Below are 15,165 nucleotides of genomic sequence, written 5' to 3'. Positions count from 1 at the left end.
TTCGTTCTGATTTACTAGTTTTTAGCTCTTAGCTGTTAGCTGCAGCGCGAACGCGCAGATCGTCGTAAGACGACTTCACAGCTTTGCTGTGTGCGCTCTTAGCTTTTGGAAACTACGCAAAAACGCAAAACTCGAATAGCGTAGCGTAGTGATTACTCTCTCATAACTCGAAAAACCTAGTATTTTTATAACATAAGCTATTCCAAAAGCAAATTTCAATTCACATCAGACGTTAAATATTAATTTCCGTTCTAACTTAAATATCAGTAAAGCTGGACGTATGCCCTGCTAAAATAACAGTGTCGTGAATTAGCCAACTATTGAAGACATTATGTTGCTTACAGAGACTAATTTAGTTGCCTTGTTATATCTAGTTTTAAGTGGCACATATCTTGTAGTGCTACCAGCAATAGTTTATTTTTATCTCAAGAATCGTTGGTATGTTGCTAGCTCTATCGAGCGGTTAATTATGTATTTATTTGTGTTTCTCAGCTTTCCTGGGATGATCTTACTCAGTCCGTTTCTTAATTTTCGCCCCAAACGTCGCGATCTAAAAGCTTAGGATAAGTTATATGCGGAGAATCGATGCGATCGCAATTAGTCTCGGTGTATTTGTAGCTGCTGGACTAGTCTATTTTATTTTGCAGATAGTTGGCTTAGACGGTATCAATGCAGGAATTTGGACTCAAACCCTATTGGTTATTGGTTTGGTAGGTTGGTCGCTAACCTATTTTTTGCGTGTCGGTAATAAGAAGATGACTTACAACCAGCAGCTTAAAGATTATGAAGAAGCAGTAATGCAAAAGCGTCTTGAAGAGATGTCTCCAGAAGAGCTAGAGAAGCTTCAGCAAGAGATTGAGCAACAAAAAGAAGCTTAACTAAGTAGGCAGGAAACAATAAACCTTGGTATAGATTGACTGGGAGACTGGGAGACTAGGAAAATTCTATTTTCAGTTTAATTATATCGCTCTACTTATCGTGGCAACTTTTATTGAATTATTCAGCATTAAATTTAAAACTTAAAATTAACTTTAGCCAAATGAACTCCGTTGCCCATCGTCTTCAACAACTAAAACAAAATTCTCAATGTGCTCTAATTCCCTTTATCACCGCTGGCGATCCTGATTTAGAAACAACAGCTAAAGCAATCGAAGTTTTGGCTGAAAACGGTGCAGATTTGATTGAACTAGGTGTTCCCTATTCCGATCCTTTAGCAGATGGTCCGACAATTCACGCAGCAGCTACAAGAGCCTTACAGAAAGGAGTTAAGTTAGAAGCTGTTTTGGAGATAGTTAAGCAAGTTGCACCAAAAATAGATGTGCCGATTGTTTTATTTACTTACTACAATCCAATTCACTATCGGGGCATCGAGTCTTTTCTTAAACAGGTAAAAGAGGCAGGAGTCAGAGGTTTAGTTGTTCCTGACCTACCCCTAGAAGAAGCAGATGTGCTGCTTAAGCCCGCAGCAGAAATAGGAATTGAGGTAATCTTATTAGTTGCACCTACTAGTTCGACCGCCAGAATAAAAGCGATCGCCACTAAGTCTCAAGGCTTTATTTACTTAGTATCCGTAACAGGCGTAACGGGGATACGGTCAGAAATGGCAGCAGGAGTCAAAGATATCTTGGCAGAGTTACACAGCACGACGGATAAACCCATCGGCGTTGGTTTTGGTATTTCTAACCCCGAACAGGCAAAACAAATTAAGGACTGGGGGGCAGATGGCGTAATCGTCGGTAGTGCTATAGTTAAACGCTTGGCAGAAGGAACTCCAGAAGCGGGACTAAAAGCGATCGCTGAATTTTGTGCTGCTTTAAAACAAGCGATTTCTTAAAAAATCATGGATATCAAACTATTGCATGAGCGCGATTATAACCTTTGGATAGAAGAAATTAAAAAAGCGATCGCCAATCGAAATCTAGAAAATATGGACTGGGATAATTTGCTAGATGAAATTGATGACATGGGCAAGTCGGATAAACGGGCTTTACGTAGCTATTCTCAGCGATTGATTGAGCATATATTTAAAATCAAGTACTGGGAAAGTGAGCGTAAGCGAGCTTTAAACGGCTGGAAAGTTGAAGTGATCAACTTTCGCACTCAAATCATGAATATCTTAGAAGACTCTCCTAGTCTAAAGAATTATTTAGCAGACAACTATAGTAAATGGTACGAACAGTCTTACCAAAAATATCAAAAAGGTATTCTCTTTGATATGCCTTCATCTGAGCAGATAGAGCTAGAGCAGTTGATGCAAGATGATTATTTTGGAGAGATTTAGCATGACTCACGAATTAGGATAACCAAACCAGGTAGGGTCAATATAATTGATGCGAGCGCAGGGTTCGAGAGTTAATAAAATTTCTTTGCCATAGCTACGGAAATTGACGCGGTTATCCAATAAAGCCATGATGCTTTGTGATTCTCGCAACGGTACTACGGTTTGTTCGAGAGTTTTTAAGGCTGTCGGCAATAAGTAAGCCCGAAACCAATCTTGACGCTGATTTTTGTAGTAAGCAACGCGGTTAGCAACTAAGGGGTTTTCTAAAGATGGTATGGGGAGAGTGGCAATAATCAACAGACTGGGAATTGGTAGCTTTTCTTGATGTTGTTGCCAAAATGACCAACCACAAATTAAGATACTGCGATCGCTTACCTTGGTTTTTTCTACTTTAACCCGCGAACCAAATTCGGCTGCCAATGCTGAACCTACCTGCCCTTGAAGCGGTACATCATCGACAATCAAAACAATTAGGCGATTAAGCCTACTGCTAAGACTGACTAATAATAGACTTTGTTCGATTAAAGCTGGCTGAAATTCGGGTGTGTTGGGCAAAGGAAAGCGATCTGGAATATAAAGCTGGATATGATTGTTTTGTCGGTTGGGAGTAAATTTTAAACTTAACATTTGTGAGTCTAAGCCTAACTGTTGTCGATAAGTGGTTGCTTTGGCTTCAATATCTAAAAAGCCACCAATTATTACAACTGGCTGTTTTTGCCAAATTGGTTTGAGCCTCGTACCAACTTCAGCAGGGGCAAGATTAACGGTAAATAAACCGCGATCGCGATCGCGAGATATCCAAGCTATAGTTAGTTCTGAAGCTAAGTATTGCCCAAATTGTTCAAATTTACCTTTGAGCAGCTTTTGGTCGGCTAAGACTGCCCATAATTGCTTGATTATATTTAATTCTGAATTAAGTAATATGTAATTACCATAAGGATTTTCAGGACGAGTAAAGATAGATTTGGTTAACTTGATTCTTGTGTCGCGAATCAATTCCTGATGCTCAGGAATATTCTCTAATAACTCCTCCCAGTCTGAAGCGGTAATACTAATAGTTAGTTGCTGTCTTGTCCATTCTTCGAGACTTTCGGCTCGTTCGATAATGGTCGGTATCGCCAGGGGAAATTTTCCTTGCCCTCCCAAGCGATCGCCTAACCAGCTTGCAGGAGAAGTGAGCAATAGCTGATCGTCGTCTTGCCAGCGATCGCCAATTCTGACTTTTTTGTTAGTTTTTAACCATGCTTGTAATTTAGGAATTTCGACATCGATTAAATATTGCTGCGTTGTCAGGGGGGCAACTATAACAACCGACCAATCTCCTATCAGTATCGGCATTAAATAACTAAGACAATACTTGCTGACGCTACTACCAGTTTGCATCAACGCAGGGCGACCTAGGCGTAAAGCTCTAGCGATTAACCTTGCCATGGTTAAATGATGGGGAAAATTTCGCTCCCCATTCGCTCGTAAAAAATCCCGCAGGGATGAATGAACTTCTACTTCAATCAAATTTAGATGATCCCACTAAAAAAAACTGCCGTAGTTTCCACTATTACTCAAATTCGCCTTTAGGAAAAGCAGTTGGTTGAACTTTAAGGATTTTAAGCTTACCATCTCGCAAAACTTCCACCTCTAATTCTGAACCAATTTTACTCAGGTCAACTTGTTCTTGTACTTGAACAGAGGTTTTTACAGGGCTACGACCTACTTTATTAATCATGTCTCCTGGCTCAAAACCACCTTTAGCAGCAGGAGAGCGAGGAATTACTTTGACTACAACCACGCCCTTATCTTCAGGAATTTTAAAATCAAATTCTTGGCTAGAGTTAATTTCGCTTTTAATTTCTTCATTTAGGTTAATCATGTGAACCCCTAAATAAGGATGATCTGCCTGTCCCTTGGTAAATAACTGATTAGCGATGCGGTTAGCCGTTTCAATGGGAATAGCAAAGCCCAATCCTTGAGCGTCAGCGCGAATTGCTGTATTAATCCCAATAACTTCTCCTTGGGAATTTAACAAAGGTCCTCCAGAGTTACCAGGATTAATAGCTGCATCAGTTTGGATAAATTTAACTCGCTTATCTGGCACGCCAACTTGGGAACTCGATCTACCCATAGCACTAATAATACCCACAGTTACGGTATTATCTAAACCTAACGGATTACCAATGGCGATCGCCCATTCCCCAGGCATCAAGTTTTTTGCATCCCCAAAACTAACTGTGGGTAAGTTTTCCGCCTTAATTTTGATTACTGCTACATCAGTAAAAGGGTCTGTTCCTAACACTTTTCCTGGGTAACTTTTGCCATCTTTAAGGGTCACCTGTACTTTTTCTGCTCCATCTACCACATGAGCATTAGTAATCAGACGACCATCAGAGCCAATAATAAAGCCAGAGCCTGTTCCTCGTTCTATCTGCTCAGGCAAGGAGTTTGAAGATTTTTTACTCTTATCACCGCCAAAAAAACGCTTTAGTAAAGGATTTCTGAGATTTTCTGGTGATGCCGAAATGTGACGCGAAGCATCAATTCTAACTACCGCAGGACCAACTTTTTGTGCAGCCGTGGCAATAAAATTAACGTCTCGATCGTTGTTGCTTCTATTAACAGGATTAGCCTCAGTTGGTATGGCGGTAGGATAAACTTGAGTTTGTTTCCTTGCTGTTGGTTGTTGAAACTGACGACTTCCAAGAAAGCCCAAACTACCGCCAACTGCAAGTACGCCCAAATAAACACCTAGTTTATTAGATAAAAGTTTCATATCGTTTATTTAATTATGCTGGGCTAAATCCCTAATTCAAATTATCGTAGACACCAATCAATAAAGCTTTCTTAAAATTCACAATAAGCTCATTGTCTCGATCAGATCCAAATCTTGATGCAAAACTTTACTATCTTATTTTAAGGCATTGTCAAGAAGAAAACTGTTATTAATTTTAGTAGCTTCAATACGAACAAAATCTATTTTCTGGGGACGCTCACGTTAATTTTGTAAAATAACATAAAGCATTTAAAAGGCAGTCTATCTCATGGAAGCAACAAAGATTTCAGTCGGCAATATTTCTTTTCCCCCTCTAGGTATTGGTACATGGGCTTGGGGTGATAGTTTATTTTGGGGTTATGGCTCAAACTACGGAGAGACAGAAGTAAAACAAGCCTTTGAAACAGCCGTAGACAATGGCGCAGCTTTTTTTGATACTGCCGAAGTTTATGGTTTGGGGGACTCAGAAAAGCTAATTGGGCAATTTCTCCAGCAAACTAGTCAGCCAGTACAAATAGCTACTAAATATTTTCCTTTACCCTGGCGATTTAATAAACAGGCGGTAGCCGATGCTTTGAGTAAAAGTCTTAAGCGACTCCAGGTTGAACAAGTTGCTCTTTATCAGGTTCATTCGCCCTTTGACTTTTTTATGGGGCAAGAAACTTTAATGGAGGCTTTGGCAGAAGAGGTAAAACAAGGACGCATTCTTACGGTGGGAGTTAGCAATTACTCCGCCACACAAATGCAGCAGGCTCATGATTTGTTGGCAAAGTATGATGTGCCTCTGGCAGTAAATCAAGTTCGCTATTCTCTGTTGACTCGCAAGATTGAACAAAATGGTATTTTAGCTACTGCTCGTCAATTGGGAGTTACCATACTGGCATATAGCCCCTTAGATCAAGGATTACTAACTGGTAAGTATACTCCAGAGAACACTGAAAAAGTACAGGGAGCAAGAAAACTAGATCCTAAATTTTCGACTCAGGGATTAAGTAAGATTGAACCAGTTATTAGCCAGTTAAAACAGCTTGGGGAAAAGTACCAAAAAACACCTGCACAAGTAGCTCTTAATTGGTTAATAGCCCAAGGAAACGTAATTCCTATTCCTGGAGCAAAAAATGCTAAACAAGCCCTGGAAAATGCAGGATCTATAGGTTGGCAACTGAGTTCAGAAGATGTTGAACAGCTTGGTTTATCAGTAGGCAGTTAACAATCTTTTGGCAAAGTTTATTAGCTTAACAATCCTTGAAAGTGATTTTTGAGTTATTGCGATCGCCTTAACCTAATCATACAAGAAGAGAGTTAAGAATTAGTTAGCTTTTGTCTTGTATCTATTAATAAACTATTTAACTCTAGTTTTGCAGACGAGTCATCTGGTAAATGACTATTGCCAAAAGCTGCTTCTAATTCACGCTGCAATCTTTGATATTCTTGGAAATGGTGTTCTATATCAGTTTCTTTTAAGATTGATTTTTCCGATTCTGTACATTTTTGGGCGACTAGATCGCCAATATAAGGTAAGCTAAACTCTTGATTCAAATTGAGCAAATTAGCTTCAACTCTTCCAGTATTCATCAAATAAATTCCTGTAAGCAAAACTCGATAAATATAGAGTAGTGGCTTTATTTGATAAATATTTCCTTTCGTAAATAATCGCCATTGACTCTTTGCAAATCCTAAATAATGATAATAATGATTGCGAGTAATACAGTTAGACGCGATCGCTTTTAATTGCTTATGTTCTGGAGTAGTCTGAACTATTAAAGGGGAATATAACTGCTCTAAAACATAACCATTTCTTTTGAGTAATAAAATAAAAAACTTTTTAAGATCATGAGTTACTAAATCAATTTGTAGACCTGATTTAACCTCGGAAACTTCAATAGTTTCTGCCGCAGAATACAAGCCAATTACCTCTTTGGTCGGCAAAATATGAATACCGCGCAGATCATAATCGGAATCTGGCGAAGGAAATCCATACAAATGTGCGCCACTAATAGTTGTAAATAGAAGTGGATAAGGTTGTGAATGAGCTATTGTTACTAATAGTTCTTGATTAACTTCCATTATAAAGACTTTAAAATTTAAGCATAGTTATTACTCAACCATTCCTTTTCGGGCTTCTATTAATAAAGTATTTGCCTGTTCATAATCTGGACGTTTAGGTAAAAAAGTCTGGTTGAAACTACGATTAAATTTCTGATGCAAATCTAATCGCCATTTATTCACCTCCAGCCAAGGCATATCTCCATTACGAATTGCCAGCAATTCTTCTCTGTACTGGGAAACTTTTACTGGGACAAATCCTGACTGCAAAATTGTGATACCAGATAATAGCAATCGAATTAAGTGCATTGCGTGTTTTAATTTAATTTCTCCTTTATTGCGTAAGTCTTGCTCCATTTTTTTAAACTGAGACATAACATAGCCATTGTAGGTCTGATAAACTAATTGTGATAAAAATATCTCTTTTTTAGCTAATAAGTTTTCAGCAACAGGATTTATATCTTTAATCATTGGAGTATACAAACATTCCAAAATATTTGGATTAGCTTTTAATGCCAAAAGAATGAACTTTTGCAATTCCCAATAACACTCCTGGCTATCATGATTTTCCAATTGTTCGGGAATACCATATAAAGACCAATGCAAATTTGCAGGAGGTAAATAGATTCCTCTCAAATCCGTATCAGAATTTTTATTGTCAAGACCATAAGCTCTCGAACCAACTACACAACGATAGATAACATAATCATAAAGATTGTACTCGTCCAACATATCGCGAGCATCTTGTAGTTCTTGTTTTTGATAGTGCTTGCGAATACTAAACTCATGACGATTCAAAATTATTTCTGAATCGTTGGTCAAACGAATCTTGTAAGCATGAGAATTATCTGTAGGAGAATAAATAATTACTCCGACTTCTCCTTGAAGACAGACAGATTCGTTCTGTTTATTTTTAACTTCAATTCGACTAACAACCTGCGTGCCAATTGGGATAATTAAATTAGGGGGTAGTCCTAAAGATGTAAGGACGTGTTGTAATGATGGACAAAATACCAGATTGCCCCGATCTGATTTTCGATTTTCTTAGAGAACGATAGAGTCTTCCTGACTAATCGAGAAACTCTTTGTCGCATTGTGCAATTAAATCGTTCTATGTAATTGGTTTTTCTCTCTTTTCCCACCGCTTGATGGCGTTTTGAAGGAATTACCTGTTCATAGGCTTCCCAGAAGTCACTATAACAAACGGCACACTGTCGATAGACTGAGGGCAAAGATTGCCATAGCTTTCTCGCTCCATGACGACGGCGATCGCCGATATGAACCCCGACTATTTCTTTAGTTTTTGCAGCCAAAGCCAACCAAATCCATTGTTTATTGGCTTTATTACCGACAAATGACCACATTTCATCACACTGAATCGTTAATTTTCCTTTTCTTTTGTTCTCACTTTAACTTGCTGAGAAACTGATTCGTATTTAGCATTGACATAACTCTGTAACCAAGGTTCTGAAACTTCTGTAACTCGGGCAATTCCAGCTAAAGGAATCTTCTCTAAGAGTAATTTGTCAATCAAGTTTTTGGTTGGTTGGTCGATCATTTTATTCTGTGGATTTTCCACATATTGTCTACCACAGTCGCGACATTTATAATTTTGCTTGCCATTGTGAATGTGACCGTTTTTAACAATTTGTTCTGAATTACATGATGGACAAGATGGCAAATCTACTGGCATGGAAATCAAATGATCTACAATTTCCTATTTTATATCCTTACATCTTTAGGACTACCAATTAGGGTTCATGGAGTTGTCAGATTCTCGACTTGTATTTTAAATAAATTGTATTGCTTTTTTCGCAATCAAAAAAATAGCCTCCACGTCGCTAAACAGGAGACTAATTCAAAGTTTTAACTAAAAAACGTTGGTCACTTTGTTGGTGTACCATTTTCTAGCAGCACTATTGACAAACTTATTAACCTGTTTCCAAGTTAGGTCTGCTACTGCCAATTCTGCCTCGCTTTCTTTATGGATATCAACCGAAATCCACTGAAGGAATTGACCCATTTGCTTCATGTCTAGCTCACCACTACAGGCTTCGGTCAATGCCTGTTGTAATCTAGCTTCAGTCACAAATAAATCCACAAATTCTGCAATATTCTGAGCTATTTCAGGCTCTATTTGGACTGCTTTTTTAGTTTTAACTACCTGGTGTTTTTCACCTTTGGCTTTAAAAATTAATTGTGTATATCTATCCCTTGCCACGATATCTTCAACTTGGGGATACATAACTAATCCTTCTCCCACTCCTTCAATACCAAAGTTATCTTTGACCCAAGGATCTATTTTTTCTACTGCTTCTACCATTTGATTGATAGTATCCGCAGCAGCCTGTAGTTGTTTAGCATCGCCGAAATTAAGATTGACTGGTTGCCCATAATAAGGCAACACAAAGATATCTTCGTTGGGTGCCAATATTGCTCTGATTACTTCGGGACGTATCTCTAATTCAGCAATTTCCTCTCCTACACCACCATATTGGATGGCAAAGACAGCAAACACTTTACGTTCTATTTGAGAGATTGCTACTCCTCTTTGAATACCGCTTCCGCACCACTCACCAAAAATGGTGATGTTAGAATTTCCTTTTAACTGACTAAAATATTTAGTATTTTGTTCTACCCAGGCAGCAAAATCAGCATTATCAGCTTCGTAGGTAATGATTTGAGTCTTTTTTTGGGCAGCAACTTCGCCCGTAGGAGTAATCTGTACCCCTGCATTGGTACCATGAAGTTTGACCTTTGCACGATAAGTAAGTTGGAATGCTTGATTTCTTGCATCTAACTCACGTTTAACGTTATGCAGCAGCTCGATACTCGTCCACTTAATAAAGGGTAACTGCTTTGTCGTAGATGGAGTTTCTGGCTGACAATAAATATCGGCTAAATCCTGTCCTATTTTTGCCTCAACCTTGCCCAATGCCATGCCGTAGGAATATACTCCCCGTAGCTTAGTTGGCTTTATTTTTGTACTATCTTTTAAAGTTGAACCAACTAAGGCGATCGCCACAATATCTCCTAATTCATAGATACAATCTAGGTTAGCGATAATTTCTACTTCTTTTTCTGCTGCTTTTATTGTGTATAGGCGTAAAGCATCAGCGTTGGGATGTTTCTCCGCGCTAATAACTTCCATTGCCATAACGGTCATGAATTTTATATCTCCTGTCATATTAATTAGGAAATATAATGTAGCACAAAATACTATGCAAGTTGCAATATTAATAATACCAATTCTCGAATATAGCGAGAGACTTGGATTGTGTCAGGATGTAGGGTATGGATAAATATAGGATTACGAGTTTTTAGTTACTTTTGAGAATAGGTATTAGTATTGATAATGATATTTTTGATAGCAAACAATATTTCTGTCAATAAAAAAGAGCAAGTTAATTACTACTTACTCCATAATTACAATGAGCCGTTATTGTCAGTTATTTATCCAGATCATTGCCCGTTAACTTTTAACAGTTTCCTTTTTTTCTTCCTGTGCTAAGAATTTTTCTAATTCAGTTATCGCATCTGCATCAACTTTAGTCTGCATCGGGCAGAATTTGGGACCACACATAGAACAGAATTCGGCTGTTTTGTAGATATCTGCGGGTAAAGTTTCGTCATGATATTCCTTGGCTCTTTCTGGGTCGAGAGAAAGTTCAAACTGCTTCTCCCAATCAAAATTATAGCGAGCATTAGAAAGCTGGTCGTCTCTGTCTCTAGCACCAGGACGATGACGAGCAATATCGGCTGCATGAGCAGCTATTTTGTAAGCAATTAAGCCATTACGCACGTCTTCAGCATTAGGCAAGCCTAAATGTTCTTTAGGAGTTACATAGCAAAGCATGGCAGTTCCATACCAGCCAGCCATTGCTGCACCGATCGCACTAGTGATATGGTCGTAACCAGGAGCAATATCAGTTACTAATGGTCCCAAAACATAGAAAGGTGCTTCGCTACACTCTTCCATTTGTTTTTTGACGTTAAATTCAATCTGATCCATTGGTACATGACCAGGACCTTCTACCATTACCTGAACATCATGTTCCCAAGCACGGCGAGTTAACTGTCCCAGAGTTTTTAATTCCGCTAACTGAGCCTTATCACTAGCGTCATGGGTACAACCAGGACGTAAAGAATCTCCCAAGCTAAAGGAAACATCATATCTTTTAAAGATTTCAATGATGTCGTCAAAATGAGTATACAGAGGATTTTGCTTGTGATGATGCAGCATCCAGCGCGCAATAATTCCCCCGCCACGAGAGACAATGCCTGTCAGACGGTTTTTAACCAAGGGCAGATGTTCAATTAAGATACCTGCATGGATAGTCATGTAGTCTACACCTTGTTGGGCGTGTTTTTCGATGATCTGCAAAAAGTCATCGGCACAAAGTTTTTCTATGTCCCCATGTACACTTTCCAGTGCTTGATAAATTGGTACTGTACCAATGGGAATAGGCGAGGCATTAATTATCGCCGTACGAATTTCATCTAGATTACCGCCTCCTGTGGATAAGTCCATCAGGGTATCTGCGCCATATTTAACAGCCAAATCGAGCTTGGCGACTTCTTCATTGATGTCAGAAGAGTTAGGCGAAGCACCAATATTAGCATTCACTTTACAGCTAGAAGCAATACCAATACACATTGGCTCTAAGTTGGCGTGGTTAATGTTGGCAGGAATAATCATTCTGCCTCTAGCCACTTCATCGCGAATCAAATCTACTGGTAAACGTTCCCTGGTGGCTACATAGTGCATCTCTTCGGTAATGATTCCTTGACGCGCATAGTGCATCTGAGATACATTGCCCTGTCCTTGTCGCTTGGCAATCCATTCCGTTCTCATATTTTTTTTTCCTTAATAAACAGCTTCCCTCCGCTGGTGCTAACCAGTCTCAGGTTCTTAGGGTATATCTCAGCCTTACCTTATTAGGCACCCCTAGCTATTTGAGAATATATCATTTTTTCTGGTTATAATTGCTCTAGACCCTGATAAATTAATTATTTCTTTATCCAAACTATTGTTTGTCTGACTTACGCATTGACAGAATGACGAGATGACCTATAAAAAAGAGTCGTCCGCGTGCGTATTTTGCAGTACTTAGACTGCTGGAAAACAATATATCCTCAGCTCATTATTTTCAAAATAAACTTCGCTCTTTGGGTGGTTTTGGCGATCTGCTTGGCACATTTGTAACGCTTCAAACTCTAAACTAGCTCGTCCTGAAGCAGAGCGATAATAATCGTAGGTGCGATCGCCATTAAAATTAATAGCGGTGGAGTAGACATTCCGATTAAAAAAATGCTACGGACAAGACTAACTTTGAAAACAGTAGTTTTTCGCTGCTGGTCGGCATCAAAACAATAACCCAAACCCAGTAGGATAAAGATTACACCTGGTTCTAATAAAGGATGTTCCCATCGCAGCAGTAGGGTAAATGCCAAAACTATTGTTAATATTGCTATAAATCCTATTCCTTGTTTAATTATTAAATTTGTTAGGTAGTCACTGAATCTTTGGTTCATAAGTGAAGCTTGTCCTACCAACCCTATTAATCTTTGTGGTTGGTCAAAATTAATGAGCGAACGCATGATTCGTGACTATGGATTTAGTTCTGATTTTAAATATGTGATTCTACGCTACTTCAATGTAGCTGGTGCAGATCTGGTGGGTAGAATTGGTCAATCTTCTCCTAAAGCCAGCCACTTAATGAGAGTTGCCTGTGATGCAGCTTTGGGTAACATTCCTGCGGTGGGTTATTTGGTACAGATTTTGATACTCCTGATGGTACAGGAATCCGCGATTATATCCACGTCGAAGATTTAGCGGCAGCCCATATAAAGGCGTTGGGCTATCTAGCCAACGGTGGAGAAAGCGAAATACTTAACTGTGGCTATGGTCAAGGTTGTAGCGTTAGGAAAGTACTTAACAAGCTCCAAAAAATTACGGAGATAGACTTCCCTGTAGTTGAGTCTCCTAGACGAGCAGGAGATCCTGCCTGTGTCATTTCCAGTGGCGATCGCCTTTGTCAAGTCCTAGGTTGGCAGCCTAAATACAACAACTTAGAAATTATTTTAAGCACCACCTGACTAATGAAAGACTACACGAGATAGGAGAAGAGGTATGTATAACCAAGCTAGACGATCATTACACTATTCTATCAGAAGCAATTAAGTAACCGTTTTAACGCATACATGAACCTATCCCACTAATAACATTTTAGGTGTTGCATCATAATGGGATGACCTAGGGACTTGGGGACTAGGAGACTAGGAGACTGGGGAGTAATTAATCTTTGGTTTTGTTAAATCATCCCACAACTGTGCAACGCCACATTTTATTAATCCAGATGTGAACGGTAGCCAAAGACAAAAAAGCATCAAAATTAGTTTTTTGGCGTTCCCATCGAATAACGAGACGGCGATATTTGCGTTGATACCAAGCAAAACATCTCTCTTGTTGAAATCTGGGAACAGATACTTTGATTGGTCTGCCTCGATTTTTCAAAAGAGCAGCCCGCTGTCCTTTTGAATCATAGCCTTTGTCTGCTGCTAAAACTTTAACTCTTTTTTTGGGTCTACCTCTTTTGAGTGTTTTCAATTTAACACTATCGTTGTTATTTGATTCGCGTCTTTCGTCAAGCAGTAGGGATGCCACCTTACACTTATTTAAACCAAATTCGGATGCGAAAAGCCAAGCAATTTCTGAGTCAAGGAATGTCGATTGCCGATACAGCGATCGCGGTAGGGATGTCAGATCAGAGCCATTTTAAGAGAATGTTCGGGATTACGCCTGGTTATTATCGTCAAATGTCAATATCATTCAAGACAAACTAGCCTCAATTTTTAGCTACTTCAGATGATGGTTTGAAGGCGAGATTAAAAAATATGACCCAACAAGAAGCGAACTAAGAGCTAATTCCTAAAGTAAATATTAAATAGCAATTCGACGGAATCATCAAGCAAATTAGAGAGCCATAAATCATCGCTTCGCTGTTCTCTACATACATTTCATAATCTTTGCTCAAACGACGGTAGCGATTTAACCAACCGACACCTTTGCCAAGCCTTATCCACCGCAGAACACTTAAGAAAAGGAAACATCAGATCTCTGATGCAAGTTAAAGTAGCCAATAATACATCCTACTTTTGATATAAAAGCTAATTTCATATCTAGGGAAAATTTCGCAAAGACCTTGTTGATTGAACCAATAAAGCTAAAGTGCAAAGGAGTTTTTTGTGAGTCAATTTACACGACGCAAACTGTTGAAATTGGTTGGAAGAGCAGGAGGTGTAGCAGCAGTATACAGCACCATGAAAGCTTTGAATTTGCTCCATTCGCCAGCACAAGCAATCACTAAGCCCAAATTAACTGCTGAAGCAGGAGAAGGGGTCAAAGTGGCAATTTTAGGGGCAGGAATTGCGGGAATGACTGCTGCTTATGAGTTAGGAAAAGCTGGATATAATTGTACAATTCTCGAAGCACGCGATCGCGCTGGTGGTAGATGCTGGACGATCCGTGCTGGGACAGAAATTGCAGAACTAGAAAGCAAACAAACCTGTCCTTTCGATTCTGAAGAACATTTGTATTTTAATCCTGGCCCTGCCCGAATTCCTTACCACCATCGAGAAATTTTAGGTTATTGTCGGGAATTTGGCGTACCCTTACAGGTACGGATCAATGAAAACAGAGCAGCTTATTTTCAGGACGATCGGGCTTTTGGCGGTCAAGCTATTCTCAATCGGCGTGTCGTCAATGACAGTCGAGGATATATGGCGGAGTTGTTGGCAAAGGCAATTAACCAAAAAGCTCTAGATACAGAGATACAGGCTGAAGATCGAGAACGATTGTTAGAGTTTGTCAGTAGCTATGGTAGTCTCGGTGAAGACTATCGCTACAAAGGAACGGATTCTGCTGGATACATTTCACCACCAGGGGCTGGGTTAACCTCAGGAAAGCTTTACAAACCACTAGATTTTTCTGAGCTACTCAAGTCAGATTTTTGGGAATACAAATTAAATTTCGCCGAAGGCTACAATCAAGCAGCGACAATGCTCTAACCTG

Annotated in this window: 16 protein-coding genes, 1 pseudogene and 1 riboswitch; of the genes and pseudogenes, 8 read left to right on the top strand and 9 right to left on the bottom strand. The window is 39.2% G+C overall.

The genetic code is table 11. From position 1 onward, the window contains the following. Positions 1 to 331: 331 nt before the first annotated feature. The 4 genes from ndhL to SLP02_RS23020 all read left to right on the top strand — a co-directional run bounded on the left by ndhL (position 332) and on the right by SLP02_RS23020 (position 2,281). Positions 332 to 562 (top strand): NAD(P)H-quinone oxidoreductase subunit L, encoded by a 231-nt coding sequence (gene ndhL, locus SLP02_RS23035; protein ID WP_319423062.1) that lies wholly within the window; start codon positions 332 to 334, stop codon positions 560 to 562. A gap of 10 nt (positions 563 to 572) precedes the next feature. Further along, the gene (locus SLP02_RS23030; protein ID WP_319423061.1) at positions 573 to 878 is read left to right on the top strand and encodes a DUF3007 family protein; all 306 of its coding nucleotides are present in this window, start codon (positions 573 to 575) and stop codon (positions 876 to 878) included. Between the two features lie 161 nt (positions 879 to 1,039). After that, the gene (trpA, locus tag SLP02_RS23025; protein ID WP_319423060.1) at positions 1,040 to 1,834 is read left to right on the top strand and encodes a tryptophan synthase subunit alpha; all 795 of its coding nucleotides are present in this window, start codon (positions 1,040 to 1,042) and stop codon (positions 1,832 to 1,834) included. Positions 1,835 to 1,840: 6 nt separating this feature from the next. Beyond that, on the top strand, positions 1,841 to 2,281 hold the full coding sequence (locus SLP02_RS23020) for a DUF29 domain-containing protein (protein WP_319423059.1): 441 nt from the start codon (positions 1,841 to 1,843) through the stop codon (positions 2,279 to 2,281). A gap of 6 nt (positions 2,282 to 2,287) precedes the next feature. Here SLP02_RS23020 and SLP02_RS23015 read toward each other — a convergent pair whose 3' ends face one another. Both SLP02_RS23015 and SLP02_RS23010 read right to left on the bottom strand, forming a co-directional pair. After that, positions 2,288 to 3,793: a helicase C-terminal domain-containing protein gene (locus SLP02_RS23015; RefSeq protein ID WP_319423058.1), complete on the bottom strand. Its 1,506-nt coding sequence runs from the start codon at positions 3,791 to 3,793 to the stop codon at positions 2,288 to 2,290. Positions 3,794 to 3,836: 43 nt separating this feature from the next. After that, positions 3,837 to 5,045: an HhoA/HhoB/HtrA family serine endopeptidase gene (locus SLP02_RS23010; RefSeq protein WP_319423057.1), complete on the bottom strand. Its 1,209-nt coding sequence runs from the start codon at positions 5,043 to 5,045 to the stop codon at positions 3,837 to 3,839. Between the two features lie 268 nt (positions 5,046 to 5,313). Between SLP02_RS23010 and SLP02_RS23005 the strand changes: the two genes are divergently transcribed. Further along, positions 5,314 to 6,255, top strand: coding sequence for an aldo/keto reductase (locus SLP02_RS23005; RefSeq protein WP_319423056.1), 942 nt, complete (start codon positions 5,314 to 5,316; stop codon positions 6,253 to 6,255). A 92-nt stretch (positions 6,256 to 6,347) separates the two neighbouring features. Here the strand turns inward: SLP02_RS23005 and SLP02_RS23000 are convergent, their stop codons facing one another. The 6 genes from SLP02_RS23000 to SLP02_RS22975 all read right to left on the bottom strand — a co-directional run bounded on the left by SLP02_RS23000 (position 6,348) and on the right by SLP02_RS22975 (position 12,626). After that, complete coding sequence (locus SLP02_RS23000) at positions 6,348 to 7,112, bottom strand: nucleotidyltransferase domain-containing protein (RefSeq protein ID WP_319423055.1); 765 nt, start codon at positions 7,110 to 7,112, stop codon at positions 6,348 to 6,350. Between the two features lie 30 nt (positions 7,113 to 7,142). Further along, the gene (locus tag SLP02_RS22995; protein ID WP_413467420.1) at positions 7,143 to 8,108 is read right to left on the bottom strand and encodes a nucleotidyltransferase domain-containing protein; all 966 of its coding nucleotides are present in this window, start codon (positions 8,106 to 8,108) and stop codon (positions 7,143 to 7,145) included. Beyond that, positions 8,066 to 8,784 (bottom strand): IS1 family transposase gene (locus SLP02_RS22990; RefSeq protein WP_319423053.1). Its coding sequence is split into 2 segments (ribosomal slippage): positions 8,066 to 8,496 and positions 8,496 to 8,784, totalling 720 coding nucleotides; the frame shifts between segments, so codons are not numbered across the junction. The genes SLP02_RS22995 and SLP02_RS22990 overlap by 43 nt, the downstream gene beginning before the upstream one ends. 177 nt (positions 8,785 to 8,961) lie before the next feature. After that, complete coding sequence (locus tag SLP02_RS22985) at positions 8,962 to 10,278, bottom strand: RNA ligase family protein (RefSeq protein WP_319423052.1); 1,317 nt, start codon at positions 10,276 to 10,278, stop codon at positions 8,962 to 8,964. Between the two features lie 285 nt (positions 10,279 to 10,563). Next, positions 10,564 to 11,946: a phosphomethylpyrimidine synthase gene (gene thiC / locus SLP02_RS22980; RefSeq protein WP_319423051.1), complete on the bottom strand. Its 1,383-nt coding sequence runs from the start codon at positions 11,944 to 11,946 to the stop codon at positions 10,564 to 10,566. 8 nt (positions 11,947 to 11,954) lie between these two features. Beyond that, positions 11,955 to 12,051: riboswitch (TPP riboswitch) on the bottom strand. A gap of 257 nt (positions 12,052 to 12,308) precedes the next feature. After that, positions 12,309 to 12,626 (bottom strand): hypothetical protein, encoded by a 318-nt coding sequence (locus SLP02_RS22975; RefSeq protein WP_319423050.1) that lies wholly within the window; start codon positions 12,624 to 12,626, stop codon positions 12,309 to 12,311. Between SLP02_RS22975 and SLP02_RS26845 the strand changes: the two are divergent. Beyond that, a pseudogene (locus SLP02_RS26845) lies at positions 12,625 to 13,190 on the top strand (NAD-dependent epimerase/dehydratase family protein); the annotation flags it as partial. The gene SLP02_RS22975 and the pseudogene SLP02_RS26845 sit on opposite strands and share 2 nt — an antisense overlap. A 220-nt stretch (positions 13,191 to 13,410) precedes the next feature. Here SLP02_RS26845 and SLP02_RS22960 read toward each other — a convergent pair. After that, positions 13,411 to 13,701, bottom strand: coding sequence for a hypothetical protein (locus tag SLP02_RS22960; RefSeq protein ID WP_319423047.1), 291 nt, complete (start codon positions 13,699 to 13,701; stop codon positions 13,411 to 13,413). Positions 13,702 to 13,721: 20 nt separating this feature from the next. On the opposite strand from SLP02_RS22960, the gene SLP02_RS22955 reads away from it, so the two are divergent. After that, positions 13,722 to 13,937 (top strand): helix-turn-helix transcriptional regulator, encoded by a 216-nt coding sequence (locus tag SLP02_RS22955; RefSeq protein ID WP_319423046.1) that lies wholly within the window; start codon positions 13,722 to 13,724, stop codon positions 13,935 to 13,937. A gap of 402 nt (positions 13,938 to 14,339) precedes the next feature. Continuing rightward, positions 14,340 to 15,161, top strand: coding sequence for a flavin monoamine oxidase family protein (locus SLP02_RS22950; RefSeq protein WP_319423045.1), 822 nt, complete (start codon positions 14,340 to 14,342; stop codon positions 15,159 to 15,161). Positions 15,162 to 15,165 lie beyond the last annotated feature (4 nt).

Origin of the sequence: Pleurocapsa sp. FMAR1 (assembly GCF_963665995.1) — a bacterium.
Classification (GTDB): Bacteria; Cyanobacteriota; Cyanobacteriia; order Cyanobacteriales; family Xenococcaceae; genus Waterburya.
Note: the sequence above shows the minus strand (reverse complement) of the source record. Positions and strands in the feature narration are given on the sequence as shown.